This window comes from Oleisolibacter albus, from assembly GCF_003336875.1.
Classification (GTDB): Bacteria; Pseudomonadota; Alphaproteobacteria; order Azospirillales; family Azospirillaceae; genus Niveispirillum; species Niveispirillum album.
Window position 1 is genome coordinate 90,059 of the sequence record NZ_QGNJ01000002.1, and the last position, 16,118, is coordinate 106,176.

Here is a 16,118-nt window from a genome sequence, read left to right on the forward strand (position 1 = left end):
CCATACGGCCCCGGCTCCGCCGGGTGGGGACATGTTGTCGCCGGCGGGGCACCCGCGGCGGGCCGGAACCGGCCGGTAGCGGTCATGCGGCCGGACGGCCCGCCGGGACCCCCCCCGGCTGGCCGCTTCGCATTTCAGGAGGGGACTAACAGGCGGGGCGGCCGATCGAGCCCCGGCCCGGCGCCCAATCCGGGGTGTCTCGGGTTTCGGATGGAAGGAACGACGACATGTTCAAGGTTTTCCGCAAGGAGATGATGTGGGGCGGGCGCAAGCTCATCCTGGAGACCGGCAAGGTGGCCCGTCAGGCCGACGGCGCCGTGATCGCCACCTACGGTGACACCGTGGTGCTCTGCACTGCCGTGGCCGCCAAGGCTCCGAAGCCCGGCGTGGATTTCTTCCCGCTGACGGTGAACTACCAGGAGAAGGCCTTCGCCGCGGGCAAGATCCCCGGTGGCTTCTTCAAGCGCGAGGGGCGCCCGACCGAGAAGGAGGTGCTGACCTCCCGCCTTATCGACCGTCCCATCCGTCCGCTGTTCGCCGATGGCTACCGCAACGAGACGCAGGTCGTCTGCACCGTGTTGAGCCATGATCTGGAGAACGATCCCGACATCGTCTCCATGATCGGCACCTCGGCCGCTCTGACCATTTCCGGCGTGCCCTTCCTCGGCCCCATCGGCGCTGCCCGCGTCGGCTACAAGAACGGCCAGTACATCCTCAACCCGACCCTGGAACAGCTCGACGACACCGATCTGGAGCTGGTGGTCGCCGGCACGCAGGAAGGCGTGCTGATGGTGGAGTCCGAGGCGAAGGAGCTGTCCGAAGAGGTCATGCTCGGCGCCGTGATGTTCGGCCACAAGGAATTCCAGCCGGTGATCGACCTGATCATCGACCTGGCTGAGATGTGCGCCAAGGAACCCATGGACGTTCCGCCGCCGGCCTATGACCGCGCCGCGGTCAAGGCCCGCCTGAAGGACGTGGTCGGCGCCGACGTCAAGGCCGCCTACGCCATCACCGTGAAGCAGGAGCGGTACGCCGCCGTCGGCGCCGCCAAGAGCAAGGCTCTGGAGGCGCTGGTGGCCGAGGGCTTCGCCCCCGAGGCGGTCGCCACCGAGTTCAAGGAGTTGGAGAGCGACATCCTGCGCGGCTCGGTGATCGAGACCGGCAAGCGCATCGACGGACGCACCACCGTGGACATCCGCCCGATCGTGGCCGAGGTCGGCGTGCTGCCGCGCAGCCATGGGTCGTCCCTGTTCACCCGCGGCGAGACCCAGGCCCTGGTGGTTGCCACCCTGGGCACCGCCCAGGACGAGCAGATCGTGGACGCGCTGGAAGGCGAGTACCGCGAGAACTTCATGCTGCACTACAACTTCCCCCCGTACTCCGTGGGTGAAGCCGGCCGCATGGGCTCTCCGGGCCGCCGCGAGATCGGCCATGGCAAGCTGGCCTGGCGCGCCATCCATCCGCTGCTGCCGGCCAAGGAGCAGTTCCCCTACACCCTGCGCGTGGTGTCGGAGATCACGGAGTCCAACGGCTCCTCCTCCATGGCCACCGTCTGCGGCACCTCGCTGTCGCTGATGGATGCCGGCGTGCCGCTGCCCCGCCCGGTGGCGGGCATCGCCATGGGCCTGATCAAGGAAGGCGACAAGTTCGCCGTCCTGTCGGACATCCTGGGCGACGAGGATCACCTCGGCGACATGGACTTCAAGGTGGCCGGCACCGAGAAGGGCGTGACCGCGCTGCAGATGGACATCAAGATCACCTCGATCACCGAGGAGATCATGAAGATCGCCCTGGAGCAGGCCGCCAAGGGCCGCATCCACATCCTGGGCGAGATGGCCAAGGGCCTGTCCGGCGCCCGCGAGGCGGTGAACCAGAACGCCCCGCGCATCACCGTGATCAACATCCCCAAGGACAAGATCCGCGACGTGATCGGCTCCGGCGGCAAGGTGATCCGCGAGATCGTGGAGCAGACCGGCGCCAAGATCGACATCGAGGATGACGGCACCGTCAAGGTGGCGGCGGTCGACGGCAAGGCCGCCGAAGCCGCCATCAAGTGGATCAAGGGCATCGTGGCCGAGCCCGAGGTGGGCGAGATCTACGAGGGCAAGGTCGTCAAGGTCATGGACTTCGGCGCCTTCGTGAACTTCCTCGGCTCCCGCGACGGCCTGGTCCACATCTCCGAGCTGAAGAACGAGCGCGTGGCCAAGGTCACCGACGTGGTCAAGCAGGGCGACAGCGTGAAGGTGAAGGTCCTGGGCTTCGACGACCGCGGCAAGGTGAAGCTGTCCATGAAGGTGGTCGATCAGGCCACCGGCGAGGACCTGTCGAAGAAGAAGGACGAGGCGGCCGAGGGCTGATCCCCCGGACCGGATCATCCCGTCGCCGGGGTGATCTGGTCATCGCCGAGCCAACGACCCGCCGGTTGCGACCGGCGGGTTTTTCTTTGGCCGTTGGCCACGGCGCGCGGCCCCATGCGGTCGCGGCATGGCACCTGCGCCTATGCCGACGGATAGGATGTGACGGACTCCACACGGTCCGCCCCTTTTCTGCCCTATATAAGTCACATCCTCATGGCCGGTCGGTTCCCCGCCGGCACCACAACGATCCTCCCCCCATGTCCCCGCGTCTCCTTGCGGCGGCTCTGTCCGCTGTGTTCCTGTCCTTTTCCGCCGTTGCGGCGCCGCAGGACAGCCGTACCCTGCTGATCCTGTCCCGTGACGGGGCCTTCGCCGGCAATCTGGCCGCCCTGGCCGGTCGCCCTGTCCTTGTCGATGGCCGCGACAGCCAGGCCGACGCCTTGCTGCTGCGCCTGACCGAGGCCCATGGCTGGAGCCGGGACGACCGGGCCGGCTGGCGTACCGATGCCGATCTGGCCGCCGCTGCGCGGGCGGTCTGTGACGACAGGGCTGCCGCCCTGGTCGTCCTGGCGCAGCCGGGCGATGACGGGCTGGAGCAGGCCCTGACTACCTGTTCCTTCCGGGTCATCGATCTGGGCGATGCCGTCAGCCGCGGCTTCGTCGATACCAGCCCCGACCTCCGCCCCGCCGCCGTGGCCGATGACAGCTTCGGCACGCTGGTTCTGGGCGCGGCCACGCTGCGGCAGTTGCCGCAGCCCCAGATGGCGGCCCGCCGCGACTGAGCGGTGGCCCGCCCGCCGCGGGACCCTTGCCGTATCCGGCCCGTTGTGTCACCCCGAAGCTCTGATCCAGACGGGAGGGTGCCGATGAGTCTCGCCGCGCATGTCCGGGCCATGGCCCGCAACAACGCCGCCTCCAACCACCGGCTGCTGACCGCCTGCTGCGCCCTTGATCCGGCGGCCGTCGCCGCCCGGCGCACCAGCTTCTTCCCCTCGATCCGCGCCACCCTCAACCATATCCTCACGGTGGACTGGTACTATCTCGATGCGCTCACTGCCGGCGGCCGGGGCCTGTCCTGCTTCGAGCCGGAGGAGCCGTTCGCCGAGGTCGCCGCCCTGGCCGCGGCCCAGCGGGCCAGCGACCGGGACCTGGTGGCGTTCTGTGACAGTCTCACCGATGCCGCGCTGGAACGGCCGGTGCGCCTCGACCGAGGCCGCCGCGGCATCGAGCTGGAAACGGTGGGCACCGTGTTGCCGCATCTGTTCGTGCATCAGATCCATCATCGCGGCCAGGTCCATGCCATGCTGGCCGGGACCGAGGTGCGCCCGCCGCAGTTGGACGAGTTCTTCCTGTCCGCCGATGCCGGGTTGCGGGCCGCCGACTTGGCCGCCCTCGGGCTTGATGCGTGATGGGCTGCCCTTTGGGGGCGGGACGGGTTTCTTCAACCGCCTATTCCATTCATGGCTCGCAGCCGCGTCATGAAAGTGAAACATGACTTCTGTGACGAGCCGCACAGTTCCGCCGGGCCGGGGGGCGTAAGAAGGTTCCTGTCAGCCGGACGATGCCTCGACTTTAAGTCGAACCGACGGACTGACAAATACAGCCGTAGACTACAATCGGCTTTGGGGTGCGCATGTATGCGCCACAGCGTCGTGCACCCTTTAGGGAACCTGATTAGGAGAAACGTTATGTCCCGGATTGCTTCCGCTTTGTTCGGCGCTACGGCTCTGGTCGCCCTCTCTGCGACGCCGTCTCTGGCCGCGAGCGTGTTCGATGGCCCGTATGTCGGCGTTTACACCGGCTACAGCGATGCCGGCCTGGATGCCAAGACCACTGCCGGCAACTCCGACAAGTCCGTTGATGGCTGGGCTTTCGGCGGCTACGCCGGTTACGGCCGTACCTTCGACCGCTTCTACTTCGGCGGTGAGGGCGAGGTCGGCTACAACGACACCAACGGCAAGCTGAACACCGCCGGCATCAATGGCAAGATTGACGGCGATGTGACCTATGGCCTGTCGGCCCGTGCCGGTTACCTGGTGAGCGACACCCTGCTGGCCTATGGCCGCGTGGGCTGGGAGCGCAGCAAGTTCGAGCTGAAGGGCACCGCCGGTGGTGTCACCGGCAAGGACAATGTGGATCTGGACGGCATCCGCTTCGGCGGTGGCGTCGAGGCCGCGGTTCTGCCGAACGTGCTGGTGCGCGCCGAGTACACCTACACCAACTATGAGAACAAGGACTTCACCCTCGGCACCATCGCCGGCGAAGCCAAGCCGGACGAGAGCGCCCTGCGCGTGGGTGTGGCCTACCGCTTCTGATCCAGAGCGGTTCAGCTTTCCCTGCCGGTCCCATCCCCTCCCCGCCGGACCGGCAGGGATCAAAGCCCCGGTGCGCCCCCCGCGCCGGGGCTTTTTCTTTCCATGCGCGCGGGCCGCTCAGCCCTCGTTTCCCAGTTCCAGCGGCCGGTCGGCATGGCAGTCGCGGGCGGCGACCCGGTCCTGGATATAGCGCAGCAGCGCCATGCGGGCCGCCGCACGGTCCTTCACCTGCAGGATACCGTCCTTGGCCGGCCGTCCCTTGTCGTCATGGAAGGTCAGGCCGTTGCCGGCGGCGGATCCGGCCAGGCGGTGATCCTGACGCTGCTGGGGCGACTGGCATTCCACCAGCGCCAGCCGGGGCGCCTCGGTCCCCGACCGGACCAGGGCCACGAAGCCGTAGATGTAAAGCTCGTCTGCGCCGGCATCCGCCGGGGGCAGCTTCAGCGGACGGCCATCGACCGTCAGCGTGTGCGCCAGCGTCTCCACATCGGCCCGGTTCAGGCGGAGTTGGGCCAGATACAGGGCGCGGGCCTCGCCTTCCTCCACCCGCAGCCTGTCCAGCGGCGCGTCGCGCACGGTCTGTACCGCCACGCTGCCCACCCGCCCGGACGGTGTGGACAGCACATAGCGCACACCGCCCCGCAGTGCCTCCTCGCGGATGAAGACCATGTCGCCGGTGCCGCTGGGCACCTCGCGCTTCACCGCCATGGGGGGCAGGCGGTCGCCGGCGCCGATCAGGGGCACGGTGGTTTCCGCCACCGGGCCGGTGCAGGCGCCAAGCCCCATCATCCCCGCCACCCCGGCCACCAGCCCGGCTCGCTTCATGCCCTTCCGGCCCATGCCCCGACTCCCGCAGATCCCGCTCGTGCTTGCCGCGGAAAGCTACAACCCATCGGGGCGGCATTGCGACGGCTTTTCCAGAAGGGGGGCCGCCCGCGTCAGCGCGTCTTCCAGGTCCGGACCGGGCCGGTGTCGATGTGGGTGTGGCCGGTGGTGGGATAATAGGCGGCGCCGCCGCGCTGCATGGTCTTGGCGATCTCGGCCAGGGCGGCGCCGGGCAGGATCGGCACCTTGAAGTCGATGGCCTTGCCCTGCATGTGGAAGCTCTCGCGCGCGGCATTGCCGTTCTGCGACACCAGCTTGGCATTGGTCTGCGGCGAGCGGTAGCCGGAAGAGATCAGCACCTCGGTGCTGCTGGGCAGGCCGGTGCGGTACAGCAGATCGAACACGAAATCCATCAGCAGCGGGTCGGTGCGCGTGGTTTCGCCGGTGCTGCGGTCGCGCAGCAGCAGGTCGATCGTCTCCATGGCCCGGGGGTCGTATCCGCCATTGTGGTAATAGACCACGTCGGCCCGTTCCTTGCTCTGCGGGTGCACCAGCACCACACGGCGCACATCGGGCAGGGGCGGCAGCTCCGGGGCTTCCGGTGGCTGGGGCGCCCGGCTGGCGCAGGCGGACAGGAACAGGCAGGCGATCAGGACGAACAGACCGAGGCGCGGCACGGGCGGCGTCTCCCCCAGGATGCAGGCCGGACTCGGCCAGGGAACGGACCGGCCGAGACTACCACGAAGGGGGTGGGGCGTGGCAAAGCGGCCGGATGGGCCGCATGTCTGTCACCCCGGAACCGGGGGTCAGATCAGGGTGACGGTGCTGCCTTCCACCGCCACCAGGGTGCCGGGGCGGCGTGCCGCGGCCGCGGCACCGATGGCATCCAGATCGCCGTCACTGCGGCCGGGATCGTGGTGGAACAGATAGACCTGCCCCACCCCGGCGGCATCGGCCAGGCGCAACGCCTCCTGCCAGGTGGAATGGCCCCAGCCGATGCGGCGGCCATATTCCTCATCGGTGTAGGTGGCGTCGTAGATCATGACGTCGGCACCGCGCACCAGCGCCAGCACCCGCGGGTCCCGGCCCTCGGCCGGGTGCTCGGTGTCGGTGATGATGCAGAGGGAGCGGCCGCCATACTCGATGCGGTAGCCGGTGGCGTTGTTGGGATGGTTCAGCGGGGCCGTGCGCACGGTGACGCCGGGACGCGGGGTCAGCGTGTCGCCCGCCTGGAACTTGCTGAAGCGCAGATTGCTTTCGATGATGTTCAGCGGCACCGGGAACAGCGGCGCCGACATGAACTCGCGCAGCGCCTCCTCCAGCGGCATGTCCGGCCCCAGATGCCCTTCCCACAGGGTGAAGCGGTTGCAGCCCTGATAGGCCGGGGCGAAGAAGGGCAGGCCGACGATATGGTCGTAATGGGTATGGGTCAGCAGGATGTCGGCATCCAGCGGCTGCTCCTTCAGCAACTCGTCCCCGAAGGCGCGCAGGCCGGTGCCGGCATCGACGATCAGCAGATGCGGACCACAGCGCACTTCCAGGCAGGGGGTGTTGCCGCCATAGCGGGCCGTATCCGGACCCGGCGCCGCGATGCTGCCGCGGACCCCGCGGAACCGCAGGTAAAACCCCCCATCAGCCACCAGCCCATCCCCCCTTTTCGTGTCTGGCGCCGGCAGCGTGGCCCCAAGGGCCGCGCCTTGTCGAGCCTTTGTTGATCTGAACGGTGGAACGGGCGCTATGGCGGCATGGCGGCCGGACCGGGCCGCGGGCGCCCGGTTCCCGCCCGGAACCGGCGGGTTGCGGTCATTCCCCGCCGGGGCGGAGCGGACGACGGTGCGGCCACCGGCGGAAACCGGGTGATGGGGGAATGCTGCGGCGGGGTCTGCCGCCGGGACCGGGCAAAGGCGCCCCCGGTCGAGGGGGATGCGGCATGGGGCGACACCGCAGACTCGACCGGGGGCGTGGGCTCCCTTGCCGCTCGGATCTGCCATGGGGTAGGTGGGCTGCAGATCCGGACCGCACTTCGGTTGGGCTCCCGTGCGGCCAGCGACATGCCTTTTACGCCGCACCAATGGAATCCCTGTCGCGCTCGCCCGAACTTTTTTCCATCCCCCCGTGCGGCATGGTCAGTGGCTCAGCACCTGGCTCAGGAACAGCCGGGTGCGCTCGTTGCGCGGATCGGCGAACAGCTGCTCCGGCGGGGCCACCTCAACGATCTCGCCCCGGTCCATGAAGACGATGCGGTCGGCCACCCGGCGGGCGAAGCCCATCTCGTGGGTGACGCAGAGCATGGTCATGCCGCCCTCGGCCAGATCCACCATCACGTCCAGCACCTCCTTGACCATCTCGGGATCGAGTGCGCTGGTGGGTTCGTCGAACAGCATGATCGACGGGTTCATGCACAGCGCGCGGGCGATGGCCACGCGCTGCTGCTGGCCGCCGGACAGCTGGCCCGGATATTTGTCGGCCTGTTCGGGGATGCGCACCCGCTCCAGGAACCTGCGGGCCAGGGCCTCGGCCTCGCTTTTCGGCATCTTCTTCACCCAGACCGGGGCCAGGGTGCAGTTCTCCAGCACCGTCAGGTGGGGGAACAGGTTGAAGCTCTGGAACACCATGCCGACATCGCGGCGGATGGCGTCGATATGCTTGATGTCGTTGTCCAGCGGCACGCCATGCACGCGGATGCTGCCGGCCTGATGCTCCTCCAGCCGGTTGATGCAGCGGATCAGCGTGGATTTACCGGAGCCGGAGGGACCGCAGATGACGATCTTCTCCCCCTTGGCTACGGACAGGCTGACATCGCGCAGCACATGGAAGGCGCCATACCATTTGTTGACGCCGTCCAGCTCGATGATGGGCTCGCCCGGATGGGCCTCGCGCGCAGGCATGCTCACCGCCGTCTCCCCTTGGACAGTTGCGCCTCCAGATGCCGGCTGTACCGGGACAGGGCGTAGCAGAAGATGAAATAGATCACGGCCACGAACAGATAGGCCTCGCGGTAGAAACCGCGCCAGGCCGGGTCGGTCAGGGCCGATTTGGCCGCGCCCAGCAGGTCCAGCAGGCCGATGATGACCACCAGGCTGGTATCCTTGAAGAAGCCGATGAAGGTGTTGACCAGCGGCGGGATCACCAGGGCCAGGGCCTGGGGCAGCACGATCATGCGCGTGCGCTGCCAATAGCTCAGCCCCAGGGCGCTGGCCGCTTCCACCTGACCCTTGGGAATGGCCTGCAATCCGCCGCGCACCACCTCGGCCAGATAGGCGGCGGCGAACAGCACCAGCCCGATCTGGGCCCGCAGCAGCTTGTCCACCGTCACATCCTGCGGCAGGAACAGCGGGATCATGACGCTGGCCATGAACAGGATGCTGATCAGCGGCACTCCGCGGACCAGCTCGATATAGACGGTGCACAGCGCCCGGAACACCGGCATCGCGCTGGTGCGGCCCAGGGCCAGCAGCACGCCCAGCGGAAAGGCCAGCCCCAGGCCGACCACGGACAGGCCCAGCGTCAGCGGCAGCCCGCCCCAGAGATAGGTGGGCACCGTCTCCAGCCCCAGCACGCCGCCCTGCATCAGCAGGCCGGCCAGCAGCAGGACCACGGGCCACAGCAGCAGCAGCGGCCGGCCCCAGAGCCGGCGGTCGGCGCTGCCCAGCAGCAGGCCCACCACCAGCAGCATGGCCAGGGTCGGGCGCCAATGCTGCTCCACGGGATAGGTGCCGAACAGGCTGAAGCGCCATTTCTCCGCCACGAAGGCCCAGCAGGCCCCGGCGCCCTCGGCCCGGCAGGCGGCGGCATCGCCGCTCCACACCGCATGGCCCACCAGCCAAGCCGCCAGCCCCGGGACCAGGGTCCAGGCGGCAGCGAGGATCAGCAGCGTCAGCAGGCTGTTGTACCAGGTGGAGAACAGGTTGCGCCGGACCCAGTGCAGCGGGCTGGACCGCAGAGCGGCGGGGGGCGGCAGGGCGGGGCGGTCCATGCTCAGCGCTCCACCAGCTTGATGCGGGCATTGTACCAGTTCAGCAGCGCCGACAGGGCCAGGCTGATGCTGAGATAGACGATCATGATGGCGGCCACGCCCTCCACCGCCTGACCCGTCTGGTTCAGGGTGGTGTTGGCCACCGAGACGAAATCGGGATAGCCGATGGCCACTGCCAGCGAGCTGTTCTTGGTCAGGTTTAGGAACTGGCTGGTGACCGGCGGGATGATGACCCGCAGCGCCTGGGGCAGCACCACCAGCCGCAAGGTCTGGCCGCCGGACAGGCCCAGCGCGTGGGCCGCCTCGGTCTGTCCCCGCGCCACGGCCAGGATGCCGCTGCGCACGGTCTCGGCGATGAAGGCGGCGGTATAGGTGACCAGACCGAACAGCAGGGCGGCGAATTCCGGCGTCAGGGTTACGCCGCCGGTGAAGTTGAAGCCCTGCAGCCGCGGCGTATCCAGCCCGGCTCCGCCGAAGGCCAGCAGCACCAGCAGCGGCAGCCCGAGGATCAGGCCCAGGCCGATGGGCAGCATGGGCAGGCGGCGGCCGGTGCTGGCCTGCCGTCCGCGGCTTACGGCCGACAGAACCAGCGTGACCACGATGCCCAGGGCGAAGGCTGCGGCCATCCAGGACCAGGCCGGATCATCGGCCGGGGCCGGCAGCTTCAGCCCGCGGTTCGACAGGAATACGTCCGGCAGCAGGGTCAAGGCCTGCCGCGGCCCCGGCAGCCCTTCGGTGATGATGGCGTACCAGAAGAACAGCTGCAGCAGCAGCGGCACGTTGCGCAGCGACTCCACATAGGCGCCACACAGCCGGGACACCAGCCAGTTGCCGGACAGGCGGCCGATGCCGATCAGTGTGCCCAGCAGCGTGGCCAGCACGATGCCGAGGGCGGACACCTTCAGTGTGTTCAGCAGGCCGACCAGATAGGCGCGGGCATAGGTGTTGGTCGGGCCATACTCGATCATCCGTTCTTCGATGGCGAAGCCGGATTCGCGGCCGAGATAGCCGAAGCCCGAGGCGATGCCCAGCCGGCCCATGTTCTGCAGCGTATTGTGCAGCAGGGTCCAGCCGGCCAACAGCACCAGCGCCCCCACCAGCAGCTGCCAGAGCAGGGCCCGCAACCCCGGATCGTTCAGCGACAGCGGCCGGGACCGGGGCGGGGCCAGGAGTGTGGATCGAGGGCCGGATTGGGGCGGCGTCATCGACGTCATGTTTCCCCTTCAACGTGCGGCGGTTCGGGCGGATCCGTCTGAACCGACCGCACGGAAACGAACAGGCCGGGCCGTCCGGTGTTGCGATGGGGACGGCCCCTCGGTGCCGGTTGGCGCCTCAGCGGATCGGCGGGGCGTACATCAGACCGCCATTGGTCCACTGGGCGTTCAATCCGCGCTCCAGCTTCAACGGCGAACCCTTGCCCACATTGCGCTCGAACATCTCGCCATAATTGCCGACGGCCTTGATGGCGCGCAGGGCCCACTGGTTGTCCAGCCCCAGCATCTTGCCCATGTCACCGGTCACGCCCAGCAGGCGCTGGACATTGGGGTCGGTGTTCTTGGTTTGCTGGTCCACATTGGCGGCGGTGATGCCCCGCTCCTCCGCTTCCAGCAGGGCATACAGCGTCCAGGTGGCAATGTCCTTCCACTGGTCGTCGCCATGGCGCACCACCGGGGCCAGCGGCTCCTTGGAGATCCGCTCGGGCAGGATCACGTAATCGTCGGGCTTCGGCGCCACCGAGGCGCGCACGCCCGCCATCTGCGACTCGTCCGAGGTGAAGGCGTCGCAGCGGCCGGCGAAGAAGGCGGCCAGCAGCTCGTCCAGCTGCTCGATGACCACGCCCTTGAATTTCAGATTGTTGGCGCGGAACCAGTCGGCCAGGTTCAGTTCGGTGGTGGTGCCGGTCTGCACGCAGATGGTGGCGCCGTCCAGCTGCTTGGCGCTGGTCACGCCCAGCGCCTTGTTCACCATGAAGCCCTGGCCGTCATAATAGACCGGCGGCAGGAAATTCAGGCCCTGGGCATCGCGGGTCAGGGTCCAGGTGGTGTTGCGCGACAGGATGTCGATCTCGCCCGATTGCAGCGCGGTCAGGCGCTGCTGCGCCGTCAGCGGCACATAGCGGACCTTGTTGGCATCGCCCAGCACGGCGGCGGCCACGGCCTTGCACACATCCACGTCCAGCCCGGTCCACTTGCCCTGGCTGTCGGGGTTGCTGAATCCGGCAAGACCGGTGTTGACGCCGCAGAGCAACTGGCCGCGGCCCTTCACGGTGTCCAGCGTCGTCGCGGCGGAGGCGGTGCCGGACAGGCCGGCGGTGGTCAGCAGAAACAGGCAGACTCCTGCCCGGCGCGCCCAATGGCGAAGTGTCATGGTCCCGGCTTCCCTGTTGCGCCGCATCGGCCGCGGCGTCGCACGTTTCATCCCGGCCGTTGACCGACCGTCGATTTCTGCCGGCCAGTAAATCACCAGCCGCCGGGCAGGGACAACCCCGAATCCCCATAACTGCCGGGGCTGTCTCGCCAAATCCGGCCTCAGCGGATGCCCAGACGGGCCAGGAATTCTCCCGATTCGTAATAGGCCGGCACCTCGAACCAGCGGCCGGTGCGACGAATGAACAGGGGGCCATGCCCGGACAGGGCGGCGTCCTCGTCGCCGCCCTCCGCATACCAGGCGGACTGGTAGGGGAACAGCCAGCCCTCCTCGAACGTCACCACCTGCTGTTCCAGCAGCAGCAACGGCCCCGTGGTCTCGCTCTGGCGTTCGGCGATCAGGCGCAGGGCCAGGGCGCGGGCGGCGGTGAAATCCAGCATGGCACTCCGTTCCTTCAGGCGGCCCTGGTGCGGGTGATCCAGGCGTCCACGGTCTCCTCCAGCACCGAGAGCGGCAGGGCGCCGCCCCGCAGCACCACGTCGTGGAAGGCGCGCAGGTCGAAGCGGCCGCCCAGCGCCGTTTTCGCCTTCTGCCGCAGCTCCAGGATCTTCAGCATGCCGACATAATAGCTGGTGGCCTGGCCGGGGCTGACGATGTAGCGGTCGACCTCGCGTTCGGCCAGATCGCGGCCCAGCGGGGTGTTCGTGGTCATGTAGTCGATGGCCTGCTGCCGGGTCCAGCGCTTGGCATGCAGGCCGGTGTCCACCACCAGCCGGGCGGCCCGCCAGATCTGGGCGTTCAGCCGGCCGAAATCGGCATAGGGGTCCTGATAGAACCCGACTTCCTTCGGCAACCGCTCGGCATAAAGGCCCCAGCCTTCGATATAGGCGCCGAAGAAGCTGAATTTGCGGAAGCTGGGCACATCCTCCAGTTCCTGGGCGATGGCGATCTGCATGTGATGGCCGGGGATGCCCTCATGATAGACCACGGCATCCACCGCCCATTTCGGCACCTCGCGCATGTTGCTGAGGGCGGCGTAGAAGATGCCCGGGCGCGAGCCGTCCAGGGCCGGCTGGTTGTAGAAGGCCGGCGGCGCCGATTTCTCGCGGTAGGCCTCGACCCGCTTCACCACCAGCGGCGCCTTGGGCTTGGTCAGGAACAACTCGTCCAGCTTGGGCCGGAAGGCGTCGACGACGGCGTTGCACTGCTGGATATAGGCGGCCCGGCCCTCGATGGTGTCGGGATAGAAGAAGCGCTCGTCGGTGCGGACGAACTGGAAGAAGGCCTGCAGATCGCCCTGGAAGCCGACCTTGGCCATGATGCCGCGCATCTCGGTCTGCAACAGCGCCACATGCTCCAGCCCCAGCGCATGCACCGCCTCGGGCGCCAGCTCCGTGGTGGTGGCCTGGCGCACCTTGTCCCGGTAATAGGCCGCGCCGTCCGGCAGCTTCCAGACGCCGTCCTCGTCCGTGGCCTTGGCCTGCAGGTCCGCCGCCAGCGCCCCGAGCCGCTCATAGGCCGGCTTCACGGTCCCGGTCAGGATGCGGCGGGCCTGGGCGATCAGGTCGCCCTTCTGCGGGGCGGGAATGTCCAGGGGGGCGATCTTGGCCTTGAAATCGGCCAACAGGCTGCTGTCGGGCCCGTCATCGAACGGGGCGCCGGTGACCACGGCGCGGATGTCCGGGATCAGCTTGGCGAAGCTGAATTTCGGCGGGATCACGCCCAGGGCGGCGCTGGCCCGGGCATTGTCCATCACCTGGTCCAGCACGGCGGCGATGCCGGCCAGCCGGGCCAGATAGGCACGGGCGTCGTCCAGCGACTGCACCTTGTGCACATTGATGAGATAGGTGGGCAGGCCGGTATGCTCACCGCCCAGATGGTTCAGCGGATAATCGTGCCGGCGCCATTTCTCCGCCTCCAGCTGGCGCTCGGCCTGCTGCTCGAACACGCGCACATTCAGCCGGGCCGCCTCGGGCAGGCGGGCGGGGTCCCAGTTGGCGCGCAGATAGGCCAGGGCGGCGCGGGTCCGCGCCAGCCGGGCGTCGTCGGCCGCGTCGGACTGGTCATCCCACTTGTCCATGTTGGTCTTGCGGCCGAGCTGGCCCTGGAACTGCGGGCTGGCCTGGACACCGGCCTCGAACACCTCCTCGAAGAAGGCGTGCAGGGCGGCGGTATCGCCCTTGTCCTTGGGCTGGGCCGCGTCGCTGGGCGTCAGCGGACCCGGCAGCGGCAGGAATTGGGCCAGGGCCGGCTTGGTCTGGCCCAGACCGGTCAGGGCCAGCCCGGCCAGGGCGGTGGAACAGGCCAGCATCTGCCGGCGGCTGAAAGCATGCATCGGTTTTTCCCTGTTCTGTTTGTTCTTATCTGCGCGGCCGCTGTGGGCGCGGCTCGCCATTCCGGATCAGGCCTTCCTCTGCCGGATCCATCCCTCCACCGTCTCCTCCAGGACCGGCAGCGGTACGGAGCCGTGGCGCAGCAGGGTATCGTGGAAACCCCGGATGTCGAACCGGGGACCCAGGGCCGTGCGGGCGTGCTCGCGCAGCTCCAGGATCTTCAACAGGCCCAGACGGTAGGCGCAGGCCTGGCCGGGGAAGACGATGTAGCGGTCCACCTCCCGCTCCGCCACCTCGGCGGTGAAGGCGGAATTGGCGGTGAAATAGTCGATGGCCTGCTGCCGGGTCCAGCGCTTGACATGGATGCCGGTGTCCACCACCAGCCGGATGGCCCGCCACAGCTCGAAGGTCAGGCGGCCATAGTCGGCATAGGGATCGGTGTAGAAGCCCAGCTCCTTGGGCAGGCGCTCGCTGTAGAGCGCCCAGCCCTCGATATAGGCGTTGTGGCCGTCGAAGCGGCGGAAGGCCGGCAGGTCCGTCATCTCCTGGGCCAGGGCCATCTGCAGATGGTGGCCGGGGATGCCCTCGTGGAAGGCCAGCACCTCCATTTGCCATTTCGGCATTTCCCGCAGGCGGGAGAGGTTGATGAAATAGATGCCGGGGCGCGAGCCGTCGGCGGCCGGCGGGCTGTAGCGGGCCAGGGTCTCGCTGGCTTCGCGGTACAGCTCGAAGCGGCGGGCCACCAGATCCGTCTTCGGCAGCAACCCGAACTGGCTGCCCAGCACGGCCTTGACCCCGGCCAGGATGCGCTCGGCCCCGGCCAGATAGGCGGCCCGGCCCTCATCCGTGTCGGGGAAATAGAAGCGCGGGTCCTCCTTCAGGAAGGCGTGGAACTCGCGGACCGTGCCCGTGAACCCGGTGGAGTCCTGGATGGCCTGCATCTCCTTCTGCAACGCGGCCACATGGGCCAGCCCCAACGCATGCAGGGCCTCCGGCTCCAGATCCAGGGTGGTGTGGCGCTTCAGGCAGGAGCGGTAATAGGCCAGCCCGTCCGGCAGTTTCCAGATGCCGTCATCGTCGCTGGTGCGCTGGCGCAGACTGTCGAAACAGGCGGCCAGCCGCTGCCAGGCCGGGGCGAAATCGCGGGCCAGGGCGGTCCCCGCTTCGGCGACCAGGGCCGTCCTCTCCGCCTCCGGCAGGTCCAGCGCCTTGACCCGGCGGGTGAATCCAGCCAGCAGGGCGCTGTCCTCCGGCCCATCGCCGAAGGGGCGGCCGGTCAGCACGGCGCGCGTGGCCTCCAGCGTCTTGTCCACGGAGAATCGGGGCGGGATGACGCCGCGGGCGGCCCGGATCTCCAGCGCCTCCATCAGCTGGTCCACGGCAGCGGGCACGCCGCGCACGCGGGCGATCCAGGCGCGGGCCAGATCGGGGCTGCTGGCGGGATGCACGCTGGACAGCATGTCGACGATGCTGCCGTGGCGGCCGTTGAAATGCTCGGCCGGATAGCTGTTCAGGCTCCAGCGGAAGCCGTCCAGACGGTCCAGCGCCCGGTATTCGAACAGGTGCCGGTTCAACCGTCCGGCCGGCGACAGACGGGCCGGGTCGAAGGCGCGGATCTGGCCCAGATGCGCCTCGGTCATGCGGGCCTCTTCGGCCTCGGCGCGGGGGGAGATGTCGTCCCAGGCATCATGCGGGCCGGGCAGTCCCAGCCAGGTCCGGGTTTCAGGGTGGCGTGCCACCTCCTGCTCGAAGGCGGCCTGGACGAAATCCAGCAGCCGCTTGTCTTCCGCCGTGCTGGCGGCGAAGGCCGGCCATCCGGCCAGGGCCGCGGCCCCCAGCCCGCCGCTGCCGGCCAGGAATCCCCGCCGCGAAATGGACCCGGACATGATCTGCCCCTTTTCCTGTTCCATGCTCGGTTCGCCGCCTGTTCCGGCAGCTGTTCTGG

14 protein-coding genes are annotated in these 16,118 nt (G+C 68.5%); 4 read left to right on the forward strand and 10 right to left on the reverse strand.

The window, feature by feature from the left end:
* Positions 1 to 227 precede the first annotated feature (227 nt).
* The 4 genes from pnp to DK368_RS03420 all read left to right on the forward strand — a co-directional run bounded on the left by pnp (position 228) and on the right by DK368_RS03420 (position 4,672).
* Positions 228 to 2,357: a polyribonucleotide nucleotidyltransferase gene (gene pnp, locus DK368_RS03405; RefSeq protein WP_114392166.1), complete on the forward strand. Its 2,130-nt coding sequence runs from the start codon at positions 228 to 230 to the stop codon at positions 2,355 to 2,357.
* A 257-nt stretch (positions 2,358 to 2,614) separates the two neighbouring features.
* Positions 2,615 to 3,139, forward strand: coding sequence for a type 2 periplasmic-binding domain-containing protein (locus DK368_RS03410; RefSeq protein WP_114392167.1), 525 nt, complete (start codon positions 2,615 to 2,617; stop codon positions 3,137 to 3,139).
* 84 nt (positions 3,140 to 3,223) lie between these two features.
* Positions 3,224 to 3,766, forward strand: coding sequence for a DinB family protein (locus tag DK368_RS03415; protein WP_114392168.1), 543 nt, complete (start codon positions 3,224 to 3,226; stop codon positions 3,764 to 3,766).
* Between the two features lie 279 nt (positions 3,767 to 4,045).
* Positions 4,046 to 4,672, forward strand: a complete 627-nt coding sequence (locus tag DK368_RS03420; RefSeq protein ID WP_162305843.1) for an outer membrane protein — start codon at positions 4,046 to 4,048, stop codon at positions 4,670 to 4,672.
* 117 nt (positions 4,673 to 4,789) lie between these two features.
* Here the strand turns inward: DK368_RS03420 and DK368_RS03425 are convergent, their stop codons facing one another.
* The 10 genes from DK368_RS03425 to DK368_RS03470 form a co-directional block, all read right to left on the reverse strand.
* Positions 4,790 to 5,512: a hypothetical protein gene (locus tag DK368_RS03425; protein WP_114392170.1), complete on the reverse strand. Its 723-nt coding sequence runs from the start codon at positions 5,510 to 5,512 to the stop codon at positions 4,790 to 4,792.
* A 98-nt stretch (positions 5,513 to 5,610) separates the two neighbouring features.
* Positions 5,611 to 6,174, reverse strand: a complete 564-nt coding sequence (locus DK368_RS03430) for a YcbK family protein (protein ID WP_162305844.1) — start codon at positions 6,172 to 6,174, stop codon at positions 5,611 to 5,613.
* 129 nt (positions 6,175 to 6,303) lie between these two features.
* Positions 6,304 to 7,137, reverse strand: coding sequence for an MBL fold metallo-hydrolase (locus tag DK368_RS03435; RefSeq protein WP_240002320.1), 834 nt, complete (start codon positions 7,135 to 7,137; stop codon positions 6,304 to 6,306).
* A 486-nt stretch (positions 7,138 to 7,623) separates the two neighbouring features.
* Complete coding sequence (locus tag DK368_RS03440) at positions 7,624 to 8,385, reverse strand: amino acid ABC transporter ATP-binding protein (RefSeq protein ID WP_114392173.1); 762 nt, start codon at positions 8,383 to 8,385, stop codon at positions 7,624 to 7,626.
* Between the two features lie 2 nt (positions 8,386 to 8,387).
* Positions 8,388 to 9,473, reverse strand: a complete 1,086-nt coding sequence (locus tag DK368_RS03445) for an amino acid ABC transporter permease (protein ID WP_114392174.1) — start codon at positions 9,471 to 9,473, stop codon at positions 8,388 to 8,390.
* Positions 9,474 to 9,475: 2 nt separating this feature from the next.
* Positions 9,476 to 10,687 (reverse strand): amino acid ABC transporter permease, encoded by a 1,212-nt coding sequence (locus tag DK368_RS03450; RefSeq protein ID WP_205028022.1) that lies wholly within the window; start codon positions 10,685 to 10,687, stop codon positions 9,476 to 9,478.
* A gap of 118 nt (positions 10,688 to 10,805) precedes the next feature.
* On the reverse strand, positions 10,806 to 11,840 hold the full coding sequence (locus tag DK368_RS03455) for an amino acid ABC transporter substrate-binding protein (protein ID WP_114392176.1): 1,035 nt from the start codon (positions 11,838 to 11,840) through the stop codon (positions 10,806 to 10,808).
* A gap of 161 nt (positions 11,841 to 12,001) precedes the next feature.
* The gene (locus tag DK368_RS03460) at positions 12,002 to 12,280 is read right to left on the reverse strand and encodes a YrhB domain-containing protein (RefSeq protein ID WP_114392177.1); all 279 of its coding nucleotides are present in this window, start codon (positions 12,278 to 12,280) and stop codon (positions 12,002 to 12,004) included.
* A 14-nt stretch (positions 12,281 to 12,294) separates the two neighbouring features.
* Positions 12,295 to 14,175, reverse strand: a complete 1,881-nt coding sequence (locus DK368_RS03465; protein WP_162305845.1) for a DUF885 domain-containing protein — start codon at positions 14,173 to 14,175, stop codon at positions 12,295 to 12,297.
* A 66-nt stretch (positions 14,176 to 14,241) separates the two neighbouring features.
* Positions 14,242 to 16,059 carry a DUF885 domain-containing protein gene (locus DK368_RS03470; RefSeq protein WP_162305846.1) on the reverse strand — a complete coding sequence of 606 codons (1,818 nt, stop codon included), beginning with the start codon at positions 16,057 to 16,059 and terminating at the stop codon, positions 14,242 to 14,244.
* Positions 16,060 to 16,118: the final 59 nt, after the last annotated feature.

Bases quoted from the DNA above. Each gene is read 5' to 3' on its own strand.
- pnp (WP_114392166.1), top strand. From the start codon at position 228: ATGTTCAAGGTTTTCCGCAAGGAGATGATGTGGGGCGGGCGCAAGCTC.
- DK368_RS03410 (WP_114392167.1), top strand. From the start codon at position 2,615: ATGTCCCCGCGTCTCCTTGCGGCGGCTCTGTCCGCTGTGTTCCTGTCC.
- DK368_RS03415 (WP_114392168.1), top strand. From the start codon at position 3,224: ATGAGTCTCGCCGCGCATGTCCGGGCCATGGCCCGCAACAACGCCGCC.
- DK368_RS03420 (WP_162305843.1), top strand. From the start codon at position 4,046: ATGTCCCGGATTGCTTCCGCTTTGTTCGGCGCTACGGCTCTGGTCGCC.
- DK368_RS03425 (WP_114392170.1), bottom strand. From the start codon at position 5,512: ATGGGCCGGAAGGGCATGAAGCGAGCCGGGCTGGTGGCCGGGGTGGCG.
- DK368_RS03440 (WP_114392173.1), bottom strand. From the start codon at position 8,385: ATGCCTGCGCGCGAGGCCCATCCGGGCGAGCCCATCATCGAGCTGGAC.
- DK368_RS03445 (WP_114392174.1), bottom strand. From the start codon at position 9,473: ATGGACCGCCCCGCCCTGCCGCCCCCCGCCGCTCTGCGGTCCAGCCCG.
- DK368_RS03450 (WP_205028022.1), bottom strand. From the start codon at position 10,687: ATGACGTCGATGACGCCGCCCCAATCCGGCCCTCGATCCACACTCCTG.
- DK368_RS03455 (WP_114392176.1), bottom strand. From the start codon at position 11,840: ATGACACTTCGCCATTGGGCGCGCCGGGCAGGAGTCTGCCTGTTTCTG.
- DK368_RS03460 (WP_114392177.1), bottom strand. From the start codon at position 12,280: ATGCTGGATTTCACCGCCGCCCGCGCCCTGGCCCTGCGCCTGATCGCC.
- DK368_RS03465 (WP_162305845.1), bottom strand. From the start codon at position 14,175: ATGCATGCTTTCAGCCGCCGGCAGATGCTGGCCTGTTCCACCGCCCTG.
- DK368_RS03470 (WP_162305846.1), bottom strand. From the start codon at position 16,059: ATGTCCGGGTCCATTTCGCGGCGGGGATTCCTGGCCGGCAGCGGCGGG.